This window comes from Stenotrophomonas sp. SrG (assembly GCF_050031795.1).
GTDB classification, from domain to species: domain Bacteria; phylum Pseudomonadota; class Gammaproteobacteria; order Xanthomonadales; family Xanthomonadaceae; genus Stenotrophomonas; species Stenotrophomonas rhizophila_A.
In genome coordinates, this window is record NZ_JBNBBE010000014.1 from 75,800 (window position 1) to 91,304 (window position 15,505).

Here is a 15,505-nt window from a genome sequence, read left to right on the forward strand (position 1 = left end):
AGCGGCATCGAATCAGTCGCACCAGTGGATGCGCAGCATCGGGCGGCCATCGAGATCGATCGCGTTGAGAATGGGATACAGCGCTGCGTTGTTGCTTTCCAGCGCCTGCTTGAGCACTTCCAGCTTCTGCTTGCCGCGCAGCAGCAGCAGCCGCTGGCGGCACTGGCGCATGCCGTGCGGTGTCAGCGTGATGCGCAGCGGCCACTGGTTCGATCCCGGGCAGCCGGTGGCATCCAGCGCGGCGTAGGGCAGGGTACTTTCCAGCGCGCGGGCCAGGTCCTTCGAGCCGGGGAACAGCGATGCCGTATGCCCGTCATTGCCCATGCCGAACACCGCCAACGACGGTGCCTCGGTGTGCTGCGCCTGCAGGTTGGCGGTGTAGACACATTCCGGCAACGGCTTGCCCACCCGCACCAGCGGATCGAAGTGTGCGCCCTCGGCGCGGTTGAGCAGGCTCTGGCGAACCAGCCAGGCATTGCTGTCGCGGTCCTGCGGCGACAGCCAGCGCTCGTCGACCAGGCTGACTTCGACCCGGTCCCACTGCACGTCCAGTTCGGCCAGCGCCTGGTACACCGGTGCCGGCGTGGTGCCGCCGGAGAGCAGCATCCGGGCCCGGCCGGCAGCGTCGATGTCATGGTTGAGGATCTGCGCCATTTCGGCTGCGATCGTCTCGATCCACGCATCGGCGTCGGTGTGCCGGATCAGGGTGAAGCGGTTGGAATCTTCAAGTGCGTTCATGCGGCGCCTCCTGGCAGGTCGCGTTCGAGGTCGGCTGCGTAGGCGGCCGCGCCCAGCAGGCCCGCGTGCGGGTGCATCACCGCCAGCGACGGCACCCGGGCCATGATCGACGAGAACCGGCCCTTGTGTTCGAAGCGCTGGCGGAAGCCGGAATGCTGAAGGGAATCGAGCATCTTCGGCACCAGCCCGCCGGTCAGGAACACGCCGTCCCACGCGCCCTGGATCAGCACCAGGTCGCCGGCAATGGCGCCGAACACCGCGCAGAACAGGTCCACCGTGCGCATCGCCTGCGGGTCGCCATGCAGGGCGCGCGCGGTGACGTCCACCGGCTGCAGCTGGCCCGGGTCGACATCGGCCATCTCGCACACCGCGCGATGGATGTTGACCAGGCCCGGCCCGCAGATCAGGCGTTCATTCGAGACCCGGCCGAACTGCTCGGACAGGATCTCCAGGATGCGGATCTCCTCCGGCGTGCCGGGCGGGAAGCTGACGTGGCCACCTTCGGTTTCCAGCGGGTAGCAGCGGCCGTGGCGCAGGATCAGCCCGCCCACGCCCAGCCCGGTGCCCGGGCCGATCACCGCGTAGTTGCGCGGCTGGCCGGGCTGGCCCGGCACCCACGCCGCGCCGCCGACCTGGACCACGTCCTGCGGCTGCAGCAGCGAGATCGCCATTGCCTGCGCGGCGAAGTCGTTGATCAGGTGCAGGCCATCGAAGCCGAGCATGTGCGCGGTGCGCATGCGCGAGATCACCCACGGATGGTTGGTGATGCGCGCCTCGTCACCATCGACGCGGCCGGCCACGGCGAATACGCCGCGGCGTGCTTCGGCGCCGATCTGCTCCAGGTAATGCCGTGCGGCATCGCCCAGCGACGGGAAATCAGCGACCACGAATTCGCGGATGCTGTCCTTCAGCAGCGGCGCGGCCAGGCTGGTGTCGGCCAGCGCGAAGCGGGCGTTGGTGCCCCCGATATCGGCCACCAGCGCCGGTTGGGTCGACACCGTCATGCGCGATCCTTGCGGTTGGCCTCGGCATCCACATCGGCCGGCAGGAAGCCGAACGCCTGTTCCGGGCCCCATTCGCCGGCCGGGTAGGGCTGCAGCGGCAGCTGCGCTTCCTTCCAGGCATCGCTGACGCTGTCGATCCAGGCCCAGGCGGCGCGCACTTCATCGTCGCGCACGAACAGCGCATGGTTGCCGTTGAAGGCATCCAGGAACAGGCGCTCGTAGGCGATGCGGCGGTGCAGGCCGGTCGGCACGGACAGTTCCAGTTCCAGCGGGTGCAGTTCCAGCGCGCCCCACTCCGGGCCGGCCAGGCTGCTCATCAGGCCGAGCTCGATGTTTTCCTGCGGCTGCAGCTGGAAGGTGATGCGGTTGGGCGTGGCGTTGGCGCGGTCGGGCCGTTCGAACAGCCAATGCGTGACCGGCTTGAGGTTGACCACCACGCGGGTGGTGCGCTCGGCCAGGCGCTTGCCGGTGACCAGGTGGAACGGCACCCCGGACCAGCGCCAGTTGTCGATATGCGCGGTGACCCCGGCGAAGGTTTCCACATCGCTGCCTTCCGGCGGCTGGTAGGCCTGCGCGGGCTGGCCGTTGATGGTGCCGGCGGTGTAGCGGCCGCGCACGCTGTCGCGCGCGGCATGCTTGGCATCCAGCGGACGCAGCGCACGCAGCACCTTGACCTTCTCATCGCGGATGCGGTCGGCTTCCAGCGACGCCGGTGGTTCCATCGCCACCAGGCACAGCAGCTGCAGGATGTGGCTCTGGACCATGTCGCGCAGCGCGCCCGAACGCGCGTAGTAGGCATCGCGGCCATCCACGCCTTCGCTCTCGGCGACCAGGATGTGCACCGATTCGATGTAGTTGCGGTTCCACACCGCCTCAAGCAGCGTGTTGCCGAAGCGCAGGGCGATCAGGTTCTGCACCGCCGCCTTGCCCAGGTAATGGTCCAGGCGGAACACGCGGTCTTCGTCGATCCACTGGCCGATGGTGGTCAGGATCTGTTCGGCGCTGGCGCTGTCGCTGCCTATCGGCTTTTCCAGCATCAGGCGTGCCGGCGCGGCCAGCGCGCCCCCCAGGGCCAGGCCCTCGCAGGTGGAGATGTACAGGCCCGGCGGAATGGCCAGGTCGCTCACGCACTTGCGGTCGACCAGGTCGCTGACCGAGGCGGCCACCGACTGCGGATCGCGCAGGTCCACCGAGCGGGAGTCGATGCGGTCCAGCAGCGACTGGATGTCATCCAGGCTGGCCGCCGGCATCGCCTGCTGCAGGCGCGGGCGCCGGATCTGGCGGAACGCGTCGGTGTCGTGCGGGGACAGTGCCAGTGCGCGGACCTTGAAGTCTTCCGGCAGCAGGCCGTCGCCCAGCAGGCGCAGCAACGAAGGGAACAGGTAGCGCTGGGCGAGGTCGCCGGTGGCGCCAAACAGGAAGAGGGTATCGTGCATCGCTCGAGTTTCAGATCCGGGTGACATCGTTGTCAATCGCTTCTCGTCTATGTTCTCGGGGGTCAAGCTGGCCGCGGTGTCCGGTTGCTGCAATCGCAACATGAACAGGTGCGGGCCCGCCCATCATGGGGCATGTCACGTCCTGACAGCGACGCGGTCATGACCGACCATTGGATACTGCCACGTGAAAACGTTTACATGGCAGAATGAGCAGACTGTATTCGATTGCAGTGGTCGCCGTCATGCGGCACCACGCCATCGACCTGCCATCGGGAGGGCCGAAGGCAGTTCCGCATCAACAGCCCGGCAGCGGGCGGACTGGAATGGGTGATATGGCAAAAGTGCAGTTGCAGGGCGTGCGCAAGGTGTACGACAACGGCCAGGTGGCCGTCCAGGGCGCGACCTTTGAAGTGGCCGATGGGGAATTGATGGTCCTGGTGGGGCCGTCGGGGTGTGGCAAGTCGACCCTGCTGCGCATGGTCGCCGGCCTTGAGGAAATCAGCGGTGGCACGCTGAGCATCGGCGACCGCGTGGTCAACGACGTGGCGCCGAAGGACCGTGATATCGCCATGGTGTTCCAAAGCTATGCGCTGTACCCGCACATGACCGTGGCCGAGAACCTGGCCTTCGGCCTGAAGCTGCGCGGCCACGACAAGGCGACCATCGCCAAGCGCGTGAACGAAGCGGCGCAGACGCTGGGCCTGACCGAGATGCTCGACAAGCTGCCCAAGGCGATGTCCGGCGGCCAACGCCAGCGCGTGGCGCTGGGCCGTGCGCTGGTGCGCGAACCGGCGGTGTTCCTGCTCGATGAGCCGCTCTCGAACCTGGATGCCAAGCTGCGCCACAGCGTGCGCACCGAGATTGCGCAGCTGCACCGCAAGCTGGGCACCACGATGATCTACGTGACCCACGACCAGGTGGAAGCGATGACCCTGGGCCAACGGATCGTGGTGCTCAAGGACGGGGTGATCCAGCAGATCGACACGCCGATGGCGCTGTACGACCGCCCGGCCAACCTGTTCGTGGCCGGCTTCCTCGGCAGCCCGGCGATGAACGTGCTGCGCGGCACCCTTCAGCGCGTGGATGGCGGGGTAGTAGTGCAGGAGGGCACGCTGCGCGCGCCGCTGGGCGCTGCGACCATCGACCCGTCCTGGATCGGGCGGACGTTGGCGGTCGGGGTCCGGCCGGAGCATCTGCAGCCGGCCGTGCCGGGCGATGCCAACGCGTTTGACGCGACCATCGATGGCATCGAGCCGGTGGGCAACGAGATCTTCGTCAACATGACCCATGGCGACCAGGCGCTGGTGATGCGCGTCGCGCCGCAGGCATTGCCGGCGGTGGGTGGCACCATCCGCGTGGCGATCCAGCCGCAGGGGCTGCATTTCTTCGATGCGGAGTCCGGCGAGCGGTTGAACCACGACGCGTGATGGGTCCGGTCACGACCAACGGTCGTGACCTACCGGGAGACGGAAAGTTGGTAGGACACGACCGTTGGTCGTGTCGCGTGCGGTAGGACACGACCGTTGGTCGTGTCGCCCGTCAACGGGCGAGGCCGTCCAACAATGGGACGCCGTGGGCTTCCACGCCGCCAACGCTCAATGCCCCCTCGGCCATCTCCAGCGGCAGCACCGCCAGCGCCAGGTCTCCGGCCACGCTCGCCACCGTGCCAACGGTGGCGCCGTTCTGCTCGACCTTCGCGCCACTGGCGGTGCCATCGGCCACGCGCAGCAGCTGCAGGGCGCGCTTGGCCTTGCCCAGGAAATGGGTGCGGGCCACGATTTCCTGGCCCGGGTAGCAGCCCTTCTTGACGCTGTAGCCGTTCAGGCGGTCCAGCCCCAGCTGCTGCGGGGTCCAGGTTTCGCGCTGGTCGGCATCCAGGCGCGGCACCCCGTAGCGCAGGTCGGACTGGCGCCAGGCCAGTTCGAACGCGGCATCCGTGGCGGTTGCATCGGCCGGGGCCGGTGCGATCTTCAGGGTGCGCGGCAACGCATCGCTGCCCGCGTCCAGCTCCAGCGCGTCACCCTCCAGCGCAATTGCGGCGCCAGACGCCGCTTCCGGCGCGGTGAAGCTGCCGGCCACCGCCAGATCGGTGCGCACCTCGATCTTGACCTTGCGGCGGAAGACGAAGCGCTGTAACTGCGACGCAATCGCATCGGCGTCACCGTCGGCCAGCACCAGCAGCACGTGCTCCTGGTCCAGCTTCAACAGCTGAAACACAGCAAGGGTGCGGCCCTTGGCGCTCAGCCAGGCGCTCCACTGCCAGTGCTGGACGGGCAGGGCGGTGACATCGCTGGCGAACTGGGCATGGGCGAACGCCGCCGCATCCACACCGCGCAGGCTGAGCAGCGCGTGACCGGAAAGGCGCGGAAAACCACTGAAATCGAAGGGCAGGTTGTCAGGCACGTGAACGGGGTCTAAAATTTGTGCGTTGCGAGACCACCCATGATAGGCCAAACAACCCCCACTCCCGATATCGATCCTGAAGCCCCGCTGGTACCGGAGGAGCAGCCGCTCGCCGTTACGCCGGTGGCGCCTGTGGAAATCGGTGGCCGCGGCGGACTGGATCCGGTGCGGTATGGCGATTGGGAGAAAAACGGACGCTGCATCGATTTCTGATCAGCATTGAGCCAACGCGGCAATTGTGCCGCCCAGCCGAGACAACGAGCCCAGCGAATGGCCGCCAGAGAACGTCCCCTTTCCCCGCACCTTCAGGTGTATCGCTGGCAGATTCAGATGGCCACCTCGATCCTGCATCGAGCCACCGGCATCTTTCTGTCTGTTGGAGCCCTGATCATCGCTGGCGGCCTGCTCGCCCTGATGATGGGTCCTGAATCCTGGAACTGCTTCACCGGCCACGCCGGCAGCTGGTACGGAAAGCTGTTCCTGTTCGCCTGGACCTGGTCCTTCGCCTACCACCTGTGCAATGGCATCCGCCATATCGTGCAGGACTTCGCGATCGGCTTCAGCATTCCGGCCTTCGTGCGCAGCAGCTGGATGTCGGTCATCGCCAGCCTGGTGATCACCGCGCTGGTCTGGGCCTATGTCTTCATGGGAGCGACCGCATGAACAAGTTCCGTACCCCGTTGAAGAACGTGCGTGGCCTGGGCGCGGCCAAGACCGGCACCGAGCACTTCGTGCTGCAGCGCCTGACCGCCACCGCGCTGGTCCCGCTGACCATCTGGTTCCTCATCTTCGTGCTGAGCCTGGTCAACGCCGATTACGTGACCGCCGCCGACGCTGTGTCCAAGCCGTGGAACGCGGTGCTGCTGGTGGGCTTCCTGGTGGCCATGTTCTGGCACGCCCAGCTGGGCCTGCAGGTCGTGCTGGAAGACTACATCCATAATTCGTTGCTGGCCCTGGCGCTGCAGACCACGGTGAAGTTCATTGCCGTGCTGGGCGCGATCGTCAGTGTTTTTGCGGTCGCCCGCATTGCGCTCGGCGTTGCCTGAGTCAGGCACCAAGACAGGAATCCAGAGTAGATGTCCGCTTACAAGATTACGGAACACAAATACGACATGGTCGTGGTGGGCGCCGGCGGCGCCGGCCTGCGTGCCACGTTCGGCCTGGCCGCCAAGGGCCTGCAGACGGTCTGCCTGACCAAGGTCTTCCCGACCCGTTCGCACACCGTGGCCGCGCAGGGCGGTATTTCCGCCGCGCTGGGCAACATGGGTGAAGACGACTGGCGTTACCACTTCTTCGACACCATCAAGGGGTCGGATTGGCTGGGCGACCAGGACGCGATCGAATACATGTGCCGCGAAGCGATTCCGGCCATCATCGAACTGGAACACTACGGTGTGCCGTTCAGCCGCACCGAAGACGGCAAGATCTACCAGCGCCCGTTCGGTGGCATGACCACCAAGTACGGCGAAGGCCCGTCCGCGCAGCGCACCTGCGCCGCCGCCGACCGTACCGGCCACGCCATGCTGCACACGCTGTACCAGCAGTCGCTGGCGCACAACGCGCGCTTCATGATCGAGTACTTCGCGCTCGACCTGATCTTCGATGAAGAAGGCGTCTGCCGCGGCGTGCTCGCGCTGGACATGGCCGACGGCTCGCTGCACCTGTTCCGCGCCCACGGCGTGGTGCTGGCCACCGGCGGTTACGGCCGTGCCTACTTCAGCGCCACCTCGGCCCACACCTGCACCGGCGACGGCGGCGGTCTGGTCATGCGTGCCGGCCTGCCGATGCAGGACATGGAGTTCGTGCAGTTCCACCCCACCGGCATCTACGGTGCGGGCTGCCTGATCACCGAAGGCGTGCGCGGCGAAGGCGGCATCCTGCGCAACAGCAACGGCGAGCGCTTCATGGAGCGCTACGCACCGCATTACAAGGACCTGGCCTCGCGCGACGTGGTGTCGCGTTCGATGACCATCGAAATCCGCGAAGGCCGCGGCGTCGGCGAGCACAAGGACCACATCCTGCTCGACCTGACCCACCTCGGCCCGGGCGTGATCGACGACAAGCTGCCCGGCATTGCCGAAAGCGCGCGGATCTTCGCCGGCGTGGACGTGCACAAGCAGCCGATCCCGGTCATCCCGACCGTGCACTACAACATGGGTGGCATCCCGACCAACTACCACGGTGAAGTGGTGCGCAAGGTCGGCGACAACCCCGATGCCGTGGTGCCGGGCCTGTACGCCATCGGCGAAGCGGCCTGCGTGTCGGTGCATGGCGCCAACCGCCTGGGCTCCAACTCGCTGCTCGACCTGGTCGTGTTCGGTCGTGCGGTGGCCAACCGCTGCGCCGACACAATCAAGCCGGGCCAGCCGCACAAGACGCTGGCGTCGGATGCGTGCGACAAGGCGCTGGGCCTGCTGGACAAGCTGCGTTACGCCAACGGCGACACCCCGACCTCGGTCATCCGCGACCGCATGCAGCGCACCATGCAGAACGACGCGGCGGTGTTCCGTACCAGCAAGACGCTGGAAGAGGGCTGCGCCAAGATGTCGGAGATCTTCGACTCCTTCCAGGACGTCAAGGTGTCGGACCGTTCGCTGGTGTGGAACTCGGACCTGATCGAAACCTACGAGCTGAACAACCTGCTGCTCAACGCGGTGGCGACGATCAACTCGGCCGAACAGCGCAAGGAAAGCCGTGGCGCACATGCGCACGAGGACTTCCCGGACCGCGACGACGTCAACTGGCAGAAGCACACGCTGGTCAATGTCGACGACAACGGCAAGTGCAGCTTCGATTACCGCCCGGTGCACATGTACACGCTGAGCAAGGACGTGGACGTGGTCCCGCCCAAGCCGCGCGTCTACTAAGCGCCATGCGGATCGACTTCCTCACCTTCCGAGCCAGCCGCGCCTGCATTGCAGCGCGAGCCGCCTGAGCCAACGAGAACAGCCATGGCCGAGTTTTCCCTCCCAAAGAATTCCAAGATCGGAAAGGGCAAGCACTTCCCCGCCAAGAGCGGTGCGAAGAACACCCGTACCTTCAAGATCTACCGCTGGAGTCCCGACGACGACAGCAACCCGCGGACCGATACGTACGAGATCGATCTGGACGCCTGCGGCCCGATGGTCCTGGACGCGCTGATCAAGATCAAGAACGAGATCGACCCGACCCTGACCTTCCGCCGTTCGTGCCGCGAGGGCATCTGCGGTTCGTGCGCGATGAACATCGACGGCACCAACACGCTGGCCTGCACCCGCGCCATCGCCGACTGCGGCAAGGCCGAAGTGCCGATCTACCCGCTGCCGCACATGAGCGTGATCAAGGACCTGGTACCGGACCTGACCCACTTCTACGCGCAGTACGCCTCGATCAAGCCGTGGATCCGCACCCAGACCCCGCCGCCGCCGGACCGTGAGCGCCTGCAGTCGCCGGAAGACCGCAAGAAGCTGGACGGCCTGTACGAGTGCATCCTGTGCGCGTGCTGCTCGACCAGCTGCCCGAGCTACTGGTGGAACGGCGAGCGTTACCTGGGCCCGGCGATCCTGCTGCAGGCCTACCGTTGGATCGTCGACTCGCGCGACGAAGACACCGGTGCGCGCCTGGACGACCTGGAAGACCCGTTCAAGCTGTACCGCTGCCACACCATCATGAACTGCGCCCGCACCTGCCCGAAGGGCCTGAACCCGGCGCTGGCGATCGCCGAGATCAAGAAGCTCATGATGGCGCGCCGCGCCTGATCGTAGAGCCACGCCCTGCGTGGCTGCCAAGGCATGACGGCGAAGCCGCGCCCCCTTGACCTAGGGGGCGCCTTTGTTTTCAGCGCGTCGCCACGCGCCCGTGTACTGCCGCGCACCCGGATGACGTGCTCCAGTCTGGAATCACCGAAATGGACGAAGCCACCCTCCTCAAGAAACTCCGCTGGCGCTGCCGCCGCGGCATGCGCGAGCTCGACCAGCTTTTCGAGCGCTATCTCGACAGTCAATGGGCCACTGCACCCACTGAAGAGCGCGAGGTTTTCCTGCGGCTTCTCGACTGCGAAGACGATAAGTTGTGGCGCTGGTTCATGGGTTACGAGGTATGCCCGGATGCCGAGCTCATCGACCTCATCGCCCGGATCCGCGCCCTGCCGGCTTGAGTGGCGCCCCTCGCGCTGGCAGGTTGCCGCGCACGTTCTGTTTGCGCTGCTGATGCCTTGGGTAGCCATGGCCAGCGCGCTGCCGTCCGCCGCGCAGTGGCCGCTGGGCCTGGCGGCCGGGGCGGGGACCGCCTGGCAGGGCTGGCGCCATGCCCGCCGACGGCCGCGTGCCTTCGTGATTCCGCCGGGCGACAGCCCGGCCCAGGTCGATGGCGAACCGGTGGAGGGGATCTCCCTGCATGACCGCGGCCCGCTCCTGCAGCTCAGCTGGCGCCAGCACGGCCGCCGGCAGGCCTGCCTGTTCTGGCCCGACACCCTGCCGCCGCCGCGCCGACGTGAACTGCGACTGGCGATCCGGGCCCGTCCCATTCCGCGTTCACCTCCGTGATGGCACCATAGGCTGAATTGTCCGGCGTACCTGCATGTTCAAACCCATACCAGTAGCCATCGGCCTGCGTTACCTGCGGGCCAAGCGCCGCAACGGCTTCATCTCCTTCATCTCCATGGCCTCGATCCTCGGCATCGCGCTGGGCGTGACCGTGCTGATCACCACGCTGGCGGTGATGAGCGGTTTCCAGAAGGAAATCCGCGACCGCCTGCTGCAGATGACCGCACATACCACGATCACCGCCGACGGCGCGCCCATGGCGGACTGGCAGCATGCGGTAGAGGTGGCCCACAAGGATCCGCGCGTGGCCGGTGCCGCGCCGTACATCGAGATCCAGGCCATGCTCAGCGGCGCCCGCGTGCAGGGTGCGATCGTGCAGGGCATCGACCCGGCGCTGGAGCCGGCGGTGTCGGTGATCAACACCAAGCTCAAGAAGGGCAGCTTCGACAGCCTGAAGGAAGGCAGCTACAACCTGCTGGTCGGCCAGGAACTGGCGATCTGGCTGGGCGTGGATGTCGGCGACACCGTACTGGTGACCCTGGCTGAAGTGCAGGGCACCCCGATGGGCGCGATGCCCCGGCTGAAGCGCTTCACCGTCAGCGGCATCTTCGAGGCCGGCTACAACGAAATCGACCGCGGCGTGGCCTACGCCAACATGGCCGACCTCGAGCGCGTGCTGCGCATGGACGGGGTCACCGGCGTGCGCCTGAAGCTGCATGACATGGACAAGGCGCTGGACGTGGGCGTGGACCTGGCCCACAACCTCCGCGGCGGCTACCGGGTCAGCGACTGGACCCAGCAGAACGCGAACCTGTACCACTCGCTGCGCATGGAAAAAGTGGTGATGGGCATCCTGCTCTCGCTGATCATTGCCATGGGCGCGTTCAACCTGGTCTCCTCGCAGGTGATGCTGGTCACCGACAAGCAGGCCGACATCGCGATCCTGCGCACCCTGGGCCTGACCCCGGGCGGGGTGATGCAGGTCTTCATGGTGCAGGGCTCGCTGATCGGCATCTTCGGCACCGTGCTCGGCGTGGTCGGCGGCATCACCCTGACCTTGAACCTGGAGCGCATCCTCGGTGCGATCGAGACGCTGTTCAACGTCAAGCTGCTGCCCGAAGACGTTTATTACATCACCGGCCTGCCGACCGACATGCAGACCCCGGACATCGTCATCATCACGGTCATTGCGCTGGTCATGAGCTTCCTGGCCACCCTGTACCCCGCGTGGCGCGCTGCCCGCACCCAGCCGGCGGAGGCCCTGCGCTATGAATGAGCCGATCAACCGCGGCGACGAAGTGATTCGCGCGCAGGGGCTGGCCAAGACCTACGCCGAAGGCCGCATGCAGACCCCGGTGTTCAACGGCCTGGACCTGAGCGTGGCCGCCGGCGAGACGGTCGCCATCATCGGTGCCTCCGGCGCCGGCAAGAGCACGCTGTTGCACCTGCTGGGCGGGCTGGACACGCCGACCGCCGGCGAAGTGTTCGTGGCCGGCAACCAGATGTCGTCGCTGTCCGACAGCCAGCGCGGCCGCCTGCGCAACCGCGCGCTGGGCTTCGTGTACCAGTTCCACCACCTGCTGCCTGAATTCACCGCGCTGGAAAACGTGATGATGCCGGTGCTGCTGGGTGGTGAAGAGGTGGCCGATGCCCGGTCACGCGCAAAGGCACTGCTGGAATCGGTGGGCCTGGGCCACCGCCTGGAGCACAAGCCGGGCGAGCTGTCCGGTGGCGAGCGCCAGCGGGCCGCCGTCGCCCGTGCGCTGGTCAACCGCCCGGCCTGCGTGCTGGGCGACGAACCGACCGGCAACCTGGACGACAAGACCGCCGCAACCGTGTTCGAGCTGATGCTGGACCTCAACCGCGCCCACCACACCAGCCTGGTGCTGGTGACCCACGACCGCAGCCTGGCGCGCAAGCTGGACCGCGTGCTGGAACTGCGCGAAGGCCGGCTGCACGCCCTGGCCCACGCCGAGGTCTGAGCTGGCAGCTGAACAGCCGCCCGCCCGAACCTGCGGGCCGGCGGCAGCGGGTGCATGATCGCCTTGTTCCCCACCGCGGAGGTGCCATGAAAACGCTTGTCGCCATCGTTGCAATGGGCCTGGTGCTGGCCGGTTGTGCCACCGGCCGCCTGAGCAGCGCCGAACGCCTGGAGCTTTACCGCGCGCACGCCGGCCCGCCGCAACCGTCCATGCGGTACTTCGGCTCGCTCAATGGCTGGACCGAACTGGGCGACAGCGCGCTGGCGGTGTGGACCCGCCCCAGCGAGGCCTATCTCATTGAACTGCGCGGCCCGTGCTACGGGCTCAGTTACGCTACCGCGATCGGGCTGACCAGCCAGACCGGGCAGGTGACATCGCGCTTCGACCGGGTGCTGGTCCGCGATCCCAACCACGGCCCGAGCGTCCCGTGCTTCATAGGCGCGATCCGCCCGCTGGACGTCAAGGCGCTGCGCTCCTCGGAGCAGGAAATGCGCCAGGCGCAGGTGCAGGAGCGCGAAGCGGGGCAAACGCCGCCGGCGGAATAGGTCGTTCGCTGCTGTCAGGCCTCGGGAACGAACCCGGCCGGCTTCTCGGCGCCACCGCTGAAGAGGTACTTCACCAGCTCTTCTTCCAGGAACGCGCGATGCTTCGGATCGCGCGGCGACAACCGGTTCTCGTTGATCAGCATCGTCTGGTGCGCCAGCCACGCGGCCCAGGCGGTCTTGCCGATGCCGTTGAAGATGCGCTGGCCCAGCTCGCCGGGATAGGGCACGAAATCCAGCCCTTCGGTGTCGCGTTGTTCGTACTGGCAGAAAACGGTGCGGGCCATGGGCTAGTCGATCCTCTTCAAAGTCGTTGCAGCGCGTAGTTTACGGCTACTTCCGTTTTCCAGCAGTTTGCGGATCGGCGCGGGCAGACCCAGGCTGGGCAGCTCCTGCGCCGGGACCCAGCGCAGGCCAGCAATGTCATTGCGCAGGCCATCCACCTGCCGCGACAGGATCTGCAGGTGCAGGCGATAGTGGCTGAAGGTGTGCTGCAGCACCGGCAGCTCTTCGGCATCTTCCAGCGAGCCCAGCACGTGCGCATCGAACCAGTCCTGCAGCGCGGTGCCGCTGTCGGCCTGCGGCAGCGTCCACAGCTGCGCCCAGATGCCGGTGTCCGGCCGCTTCTGCAGCAGCACGCGGCCCTGTGCATCGCGCAGCAGCAGCGCCACCGCCTCGCGTTCGGGCAGGGCCTTGCTGGGCTTCGGGGTGGGCAGCTGGTCGCTGCGGCCTTCGCGGCGCGCCACGCAGTCGTCCTGCAGCGGGCAGATCACGCAGGCCGGCCGGCTGCGGGTGCAGACCGTGGCGCCCAGGTCCATCTGCGCCTGGGTGTAATCGGCCAAACGGCCGCCAGGGACATGCTCCACGTGCAGCTCTGCCAGCGCCCACAACACCTTTTCCACCGCCGGCAGGCCGGGGAATCCTTCGATGCCGTGGTAGCGGGTGAGCACGCGCTTGACGTTGCCATCGAGGATCGCGAAGCGGTCGTTCCAGGCCTGGCTGAGGATCGCGCCGGCGGTGCTGCGGCCAATGCCCGGCAGTGCATGCAGTGCATCGACGTCGCGCGGCAGCTCGCCGCCGTGCAGTTCGACACAGCGCTGCGCGGCGGCATGCAGGTTGCGCGCGCGGGCGTAGTAGCCCAAGCCGGCCCACTGCGCCATCACCGCGTCGTTGCTGGCGGCGGCGAGGTCGGGCAGGGTGGGGAACACGGCAAGAAACTTCAGGAAGTACGGAATGACCGTGGCGACCTGGGTCTGCTGCAGCATGATTTCCGACAACCACACCCGGTACGGCGTGCGCGGATGCTGCCAGGGCAGGTCATGCCGGCCATGGCCGTCGAACCACGGCAGCAGCCGGTCGACGAACGCGTCGGCGCTGGCGGGCGACATCAACCGCCCAGCGCTTCCGGCAGCAACGCATCCACGAACGCTTCCGGGTCAAACACGCGCAGGTCTTCGGGGCGCTCGCCGATGCCGGCGAAGCGGATCGGAATGCCGAATTCGCGCGCCAGCGCGAACACCACGCCGCCTTTGGCGGTGCCATCGAGCTTGGTCACCACCAGGCCGGTCACATTGACCGCGGCATGGAACTGGCGCAGCTGCGAGAGCGCGTTCTGGCCGGTGGTGCCATCAATGACCATCAGCACCTCGTGCGGCGCGCTTTCATCGATCTTGCCCAGCACGCGGCGGATCTTGCCCAGCTCGTTCATCAGCCCGCCCTGGGTATGCAGGCGGCCGGCGGTATCGGCGATCAGCACCTCGGTGCCGCGTGCCTTGCCGGCCTGCAGCGCATCGAATGCCACCGAGGCGGCATCCGCGTTCTGGCCCTGGGCGACCACGGCCACGTCGTTGCGCTCGCCCCAGGCCTGCAGCTGCGCCACGGCGGCGGCGCGGAAGGTATCGCCGGCGGCCAGCATCAGGCTGTGGCCATCGTCCTTGAAGCGCTTGGCCAGCTTGCCGATGGTGGTGGTCTTGCCGACGCCGTTGACGCCGACGGTGAGGATCACGAACGGCTTTGCGCTGCGGTCGATCACCAACGGGCGGGAGACCGGCTGCAGGATCGCGATCAGGTCGGCGCGCAGCGCCTTCAACAACGCGTTCGCGTCGGTGAATTCGCGCGCCTTCATGCGCTTGCGCAGGCCTTCCACCAGTGCGGTGGTGGCACCCACGCCGACATCAGCGGTGATCAGGGCGGTTTCCAGCTCATCGAGCAGGTCGTCGTCGAGCTTGGGGTTACGCGAGAACAGGCCGCCGAAGCTGCGTGCGATGACGCTGTTGCGCAGGCGGTCGCGCCAGCCGGTCTTGCCGGGCGCGGCGGGTGCGGCTTCATCGAAGGCGGTCGGGGCGGCCAGCGGCTGCACCGCTTCCTGCACGATATCAGTGGCCACCACGACCGGTGCGGGCGGATAGAGCGGGGTGGGTGCCGCCTGCACGGCTTCGATGCGGGGCGCATCGACCTGGGCCGCTGGCGTGCTCATGGGAGCGGCTGCGTCGACGCCGGGCGTCGCCACCGGTGCTGCGATGGGCGTGGGCTCGACGGCGGGCGCGGCAGCCGGCACGACCGGCTCGGCCTCGGTGGCGGCGGACGGGAACGCGGCGGCCAGTTCCTCAGCGGTGTAGTGCTGGGTCTTGGGCGCGTCCTGCGGAGCGTCCTGGGGCTTTTTGCGACGGAAGAAACTGAGCATGGGATTCGGCGCTGAAATCAGGGGGATATGCTAACACCCGGGCCCGTAAGGCCCGCGTGGAGTGGCGGACGGGTCGTGGCGCTTCCGGCGCCTGCGCACGACCAACGGTCGTGCGCTACCCCGCAAGAAGGGCCGGGTACCGACCGTGGGTCGGTACGCCGCAGATCATGGTAGGTAACGACCGTTGGTCGGTA

At 67.2% G+C, this 15,505-nt stretch carries 18 protein-coding genes; 11 read left to right on the forward strand and 7 right to left on the reverse strand.

What is annotated here, in order from left to right; translation table 11 throughout:
• Positions 1 to 12: 12 nt before the first annotated feature.
• The 3 genes from pgl to zwf are packed head-to-tail and all read right to left on the reverse strand — an operon-like array spanning position 13 to position 3,178.
• Positions 13 to 738 (reverse strand): 6-phosphogluconolactonase, encoded by a 726-nt coding sequence (gene pgl, locus ACQG3P_RS14385; RefSeq protein WP_426805455.1) that lies wholly within the window; start codon positions 736 to 738, stop codon positions 13 to 15.
• Positions 735 to 1,742 carry a glucokinase gene (gene glk, locus ACQG3P_RS14390; protein WP_068850993.1) on the reverse strand — a complete coding sequence of 336 codons (1,008 nt, stop codon included), beginning with the start codon at positions 1,740 to 1,742 and terminating at the stop codon, positions 735 to 737. The genes pgl and glk overlap by 4 nt, the downstream gene beginning before the upstream one ends.
• On the reverse strand, positions 1,739 to 3,178 hold the full coding sequence (gene zwf, locus ACQG3P_RS14395; protein ID WP_426805456.1) for a glucose-6-phosphate dehydrogenase: 1,440 nt from the start codon (positions 3,176 to 3,178) through the stop codon (positions 1,739 to 1,741). The genes glk and zwf overlap by 4 nt, the downstream gene beginning before the upstream one ends.
• 332 nt (positions 3,179 to 3,510) lie before the next feature.
• Here zwf and ACQG3P_RS14400 point away from each other — a divergent pair, with 332 nt between their 5' ends.
• Positions 3,511 to 4,605, forward strand: a complete 1,095-nt coding sequence (locus ACQG3P_RS14400) for an ABC transporter ATP-binding protein (protein WP_426805457.1) — start codon at positions 3,511 to 3,513, stop codon at positions 4,603 to 4,605.
• A 112-nt stretch (positions 4,606 to 4,717) separates the two neighbouring features.
• Here the strand turns inward: ACQG3P_RS14400 and ACQG3P_RS14405 are convergent, their stop codons facing one another.
• Positions 4,718 to 5,581, reverse strand: a complete 864-nt coding sequence (locus ACQG3P_RS14405) for a YgfZ/GcvT domain-containing protein (RefSeq protein ID WP_426805458.1) — start codon at positions 5,579 to 5,581, stop codon at positions 4,718 to 4,720.
• 39 nt (positions 5,582 to 5,620) lie between these two features.
• Between ACQG3P_RS14405 and ACQG3P_RS14410 the strand changes: the two genes are divergently transcribed.
• The 10 genes from ACQG3P_RS14410 to ACQG3P_RS14455 all read left to right on the forward strand — a co-directional run bounded on the left by ACQG3P_RS14410 (position 5,621) and on the right by ACQG3P_RS14455 (position 12,631).
• Positions 5,621 to 5,794: a DUF1674 domain-containing protein gene (locus ACQG3P_RS14410; protein WP_083214109.1), complete on the forward strand. Its 174-nt coding sequence runs from the start codon at positions 5,621 to 5,623 to the stop codon at positions 5,792 to 5,794.
• 57 nt (positions 5,795 to 5,851) lie between these two features.
• A complete protein-coding gene (gene sdhC, locus ACQG3P_RS14415) occupies positions 5,852 to 6,244 on the forward strand; it encodes a succinate dehydrogenase, cytochrome b556 subunit (protein ID WP_068851002.1) in 393 nt (130 codons plus the stop codon).
• Positions 6,241 to 6,627 carry a succinate dehydrogenase, hydrophobic membrane anchor protein gene (gene sdhD, locus ACQG3P_RS14420; RefSeq protein WP_068851005.1) on the forward strand — a complete coding sequence of 129 codons (387 nt, stop codon included), beginning with the start codon at positions 6,241 to 6,243 and terminating at the stop codon, positions 6,625 to 6,627. Before sdhC ends, sdhD begins: the two co-directional genes overlap by 4 nt.
• Before the next feature lie 30 nt (positions 6,628 to 6,657).
• Positions 6,658 to 8,448 (forward strand): succinate dehydrogenase flavoprotein subunit, encoded by a 1,791-nt coding sequence (gene sdhA / locus ACQG3P_RS14425; protein WP_068851008.1) that lies wholly within the window; start codon positions 6,658 to 6,660, stop codon positions 8,446 to 8,448.
• Between the two features lie 84 nt (positions 8,449 to 8,532).
• Positions 8,533 to 9,318, forward strand: coding sequence for a succinate dehydrogenase iron-sulfur subunit (locus tag ACQG3P_RS14430; RefSeq protein ID WP_093534163.1), 786 nt, complete (start codon positions 8,533 to 8,535; stop codon positions 9,316 to 9,318).
• Positions 9,319 to 9,467: 149 nt separating this feature from the next.
• Positions 9,468 to 9,716, forward strand: coding sequence for a succinate dehydrogenase assembly factor 2 (locus ACQG3P_RS14435; RefSeq protein ID WP_426805459.1), 249 nt, complete (start codon positions 9,468 to 9,470; stop codon positions 9,714 to 9,716).
• A 52-nt stretch (positions 9,717 to 9,768) separates the two neighbouring features.
• Positions 9,769 to 10,104: a hypothetical protein gene (locus ACQG3P_RS14440; protein ID WP_426805460.1), complete on the forward strand. Its 336-nt coding sequence runs from the start codon at positions 9,769 to 9,771 to the stop codon at positions 10,102 to 10,104.
• A gap of 34 nt (positions 10,105 to 10,138) precedes the next feature.
• Positions 10,139 to 11,380 (forward strand): lipoprotein-releasing ABC transporter permease subunit, encoded by a 1,242-nt coding sequence (locus ACQG3P_RS14445; RefSeq protein WP_184124046.1) that lies wholly within the window; start codon positions 10,139 to 10,141, stop codon positions 11,378 to 11,380.
• On the forward strand, positions 11,373 to 12,086 hold the full coding sequence (gene lolD, locus ACQG3P_RS14450) for a lipoprotein-releasing ABC transporter ATP-binding protein LolD (protein WP_068851023.1): 714 nt from the start codon (positions 11,373 to 11,375) through the stop codon (positions 12,084 to 12,086). Before ACQG3P_RS14445 ends, lolD begins: the two co-directional genes overlap by 8 nt.
• Positions 12,087 to 12,172: 86 nt before the next feature.
• A complete protein-coding gene (locus ACQG3P_RS14455) occupies positions 12,173 to 12,631 on the forward strand; it encodes a DUF6491 family protein (RefSeq protein ID WP_426805461.1) in 459 nt (152 codons plus the stop codon).
• A gap of 14 nt (positions 12,632 to 12,645) precedes the next feature.
• Here ACQG3P_RS14455 and ACQG3P_RS14460 read toward each other — a convergent pair whose 3' ends face one another.
• The 3 genes from ACQG3P_RS14460 to ftsY are packed head-to-tail and all read right to left on the reverse strand — an operon-like array spanning position 12,646 to position 15,311.
• On the reverse strand, positions 12,646 to 12,915 hold the full coding sequence (locus ACQG3P_RS14460) for an oxidative damage protection protein (RefSeq protein ID WP_068851029.1): 270 nt from the start codon (positions 12,913 to 12,915) through the stop codon (positions 12,646 to 12,648).
• A gap of 3 nt (positions 12,916 to 12,918) precedes the next feature.
• Entirely contained in the window at positions 12,919 to 14,016 is a 1,098-nt protein-coding gene (mutY, locus tag ACQG3P_RS14465) for an A/G-specific adenine glycosylase (RefSeq protein WP_426805462.1), read from the reverse strand.
• Complete coding sequence (ftsY, locus tag ACQG3P_RS14470; protein ID WP_426805463.1) at positions 14,016 to 15,311, reverse strand: signal recognition particle-docking protein FtsY; 1,296 nt, start codon at positions 15,309 to 15,311, stop codon at positions 14,016 to 14,018. Before ftsY ends, mutY begins: the two co-directional genes overlap by 1 nt.
• Positions 15,312 to 15,505: the final 194 nt, after the last annotated feature.

Excerpts from the sequence above, each read along its gene's own strand:
- ACQG3P_RS14455 (WP_426805461.1), top strand. The coding sequence starts at position 12,173 with ATGAAAACGCTTGTCGCCATCGTTGCAATGGGCCTGGTGCTGGCCGGT.
- ACQG3P_RS14460 (WP_068851029.1), bottom strand. The coding sequence starts at position 12,915 with ATGGCCCGCACCGTTTTCTGCCAGTACGAACAACGCGACACCGAAGGG.
- ACQG3P_RS14410 (WP_083214109.1), top strand. The coding sequence starts at position 5,621 with ATGATAGGCCAAACAACCCCCACTCCCGATATCGATCCTGAAGCCCCG.
- sdhD (WP_068851005.1), top strand. The coding sequence starts at position 6,241 with ATGAACAAGTTCCGTACCCCGTTGAAGAACGTGCGTGGCCTGGGCGCG.
- ACQG3P_RS14435 (WP_426805459.1), top strand. The coding sequence starts at position 9,468 with ATGGACGAAGCCACCCTCCTCAAGAAACTCCGCTGGCGCTGCCGCCGC.
- sdhA (WP_068851008.1), top strand. The coding sequence starts at position 6,658 with ATGTCCGCTTACAAGATTACGGAACACAAATACGACATGGTCGTGGTG.
- ACQG3P_RS14440 (WP_426805460.1), top strand. The coding sequence starts at position 9,769 with ATGCCTTGGGTAGCCATGGCCAGCGCGCTGCCGTCCGCCGCGCAGTGG.
- zwf (WP_426805456.1), bottom strand. The coding sequence starts at position 3,178 with ATGCACGATACCCTCTTCCTGTTTGGCGCCACCGGCGACCTCGCCCAG.
- pgl (WP_426805455.1), bottom strand. The coding sequence starts at position 738 with ATGAACGCACTTGAAGATTCCAACCGCTTCACCCTGATCCGGCACACC.
- lolD (WP_068851023.1), top strand. The coding sequence starts at position 11,373 with ATGAATGAGCCGATCAACCGCGGCGACGAAGTGATTCGCGCGCAGGGG.
- ACQG3P_RS14400 (WP_426805457.1), top strand. The coding sequence starts at position 3,511 with ATGGCAAAAGTGCAGTTGCAGGGCGTGCGCAAGGTGTACGACAACGGC.
- ACQG3P_RS14445 (WP_184124046.1), top strand. The coding sequence starts at position 10,139 with ATGTTCAAACCCATACCAGTAGCCATCGGCCTGCGTTACCTGCGGGCC.
- ACQG3P_RS14430 (WP_093534163.1), top strand. The coding sequence starts at position 8,533 with ATGGCCGAGTTTTCCCTCCCAAAGAATTCCAAGATCGGAAAGGGCAAG.
- ftsY (WP_426805463.1), bottom strand. The coding sequence starts at position 15,311 with ATGCTCAGTTTCTTCCGTCGCAAAAAGCCCCAGGACGCTCCGCAGGAC.
- glk (WP_068850993.1), bottom strand. The coding sequence starts at position 1,742 with ATGACGGTGTCGACCCAACCGGCGCTGGTGGCCGATATCGGGGGCACC.
- sdhC (WP_068851002.1), top strand. The coding sequence starts at position 5,852 with ATGGCCGCCAGAGAACGTCCCCTTTCCCCGCACCTTCAGGTGTATCGC.
- mutY (WP_426805462.1), bottom strand. The coding sequence starts at position 14,016 with ATGTCGCCCGCCAGCGCCGACGCGTTCGTCGACCGGCTGCTGCCGTGG.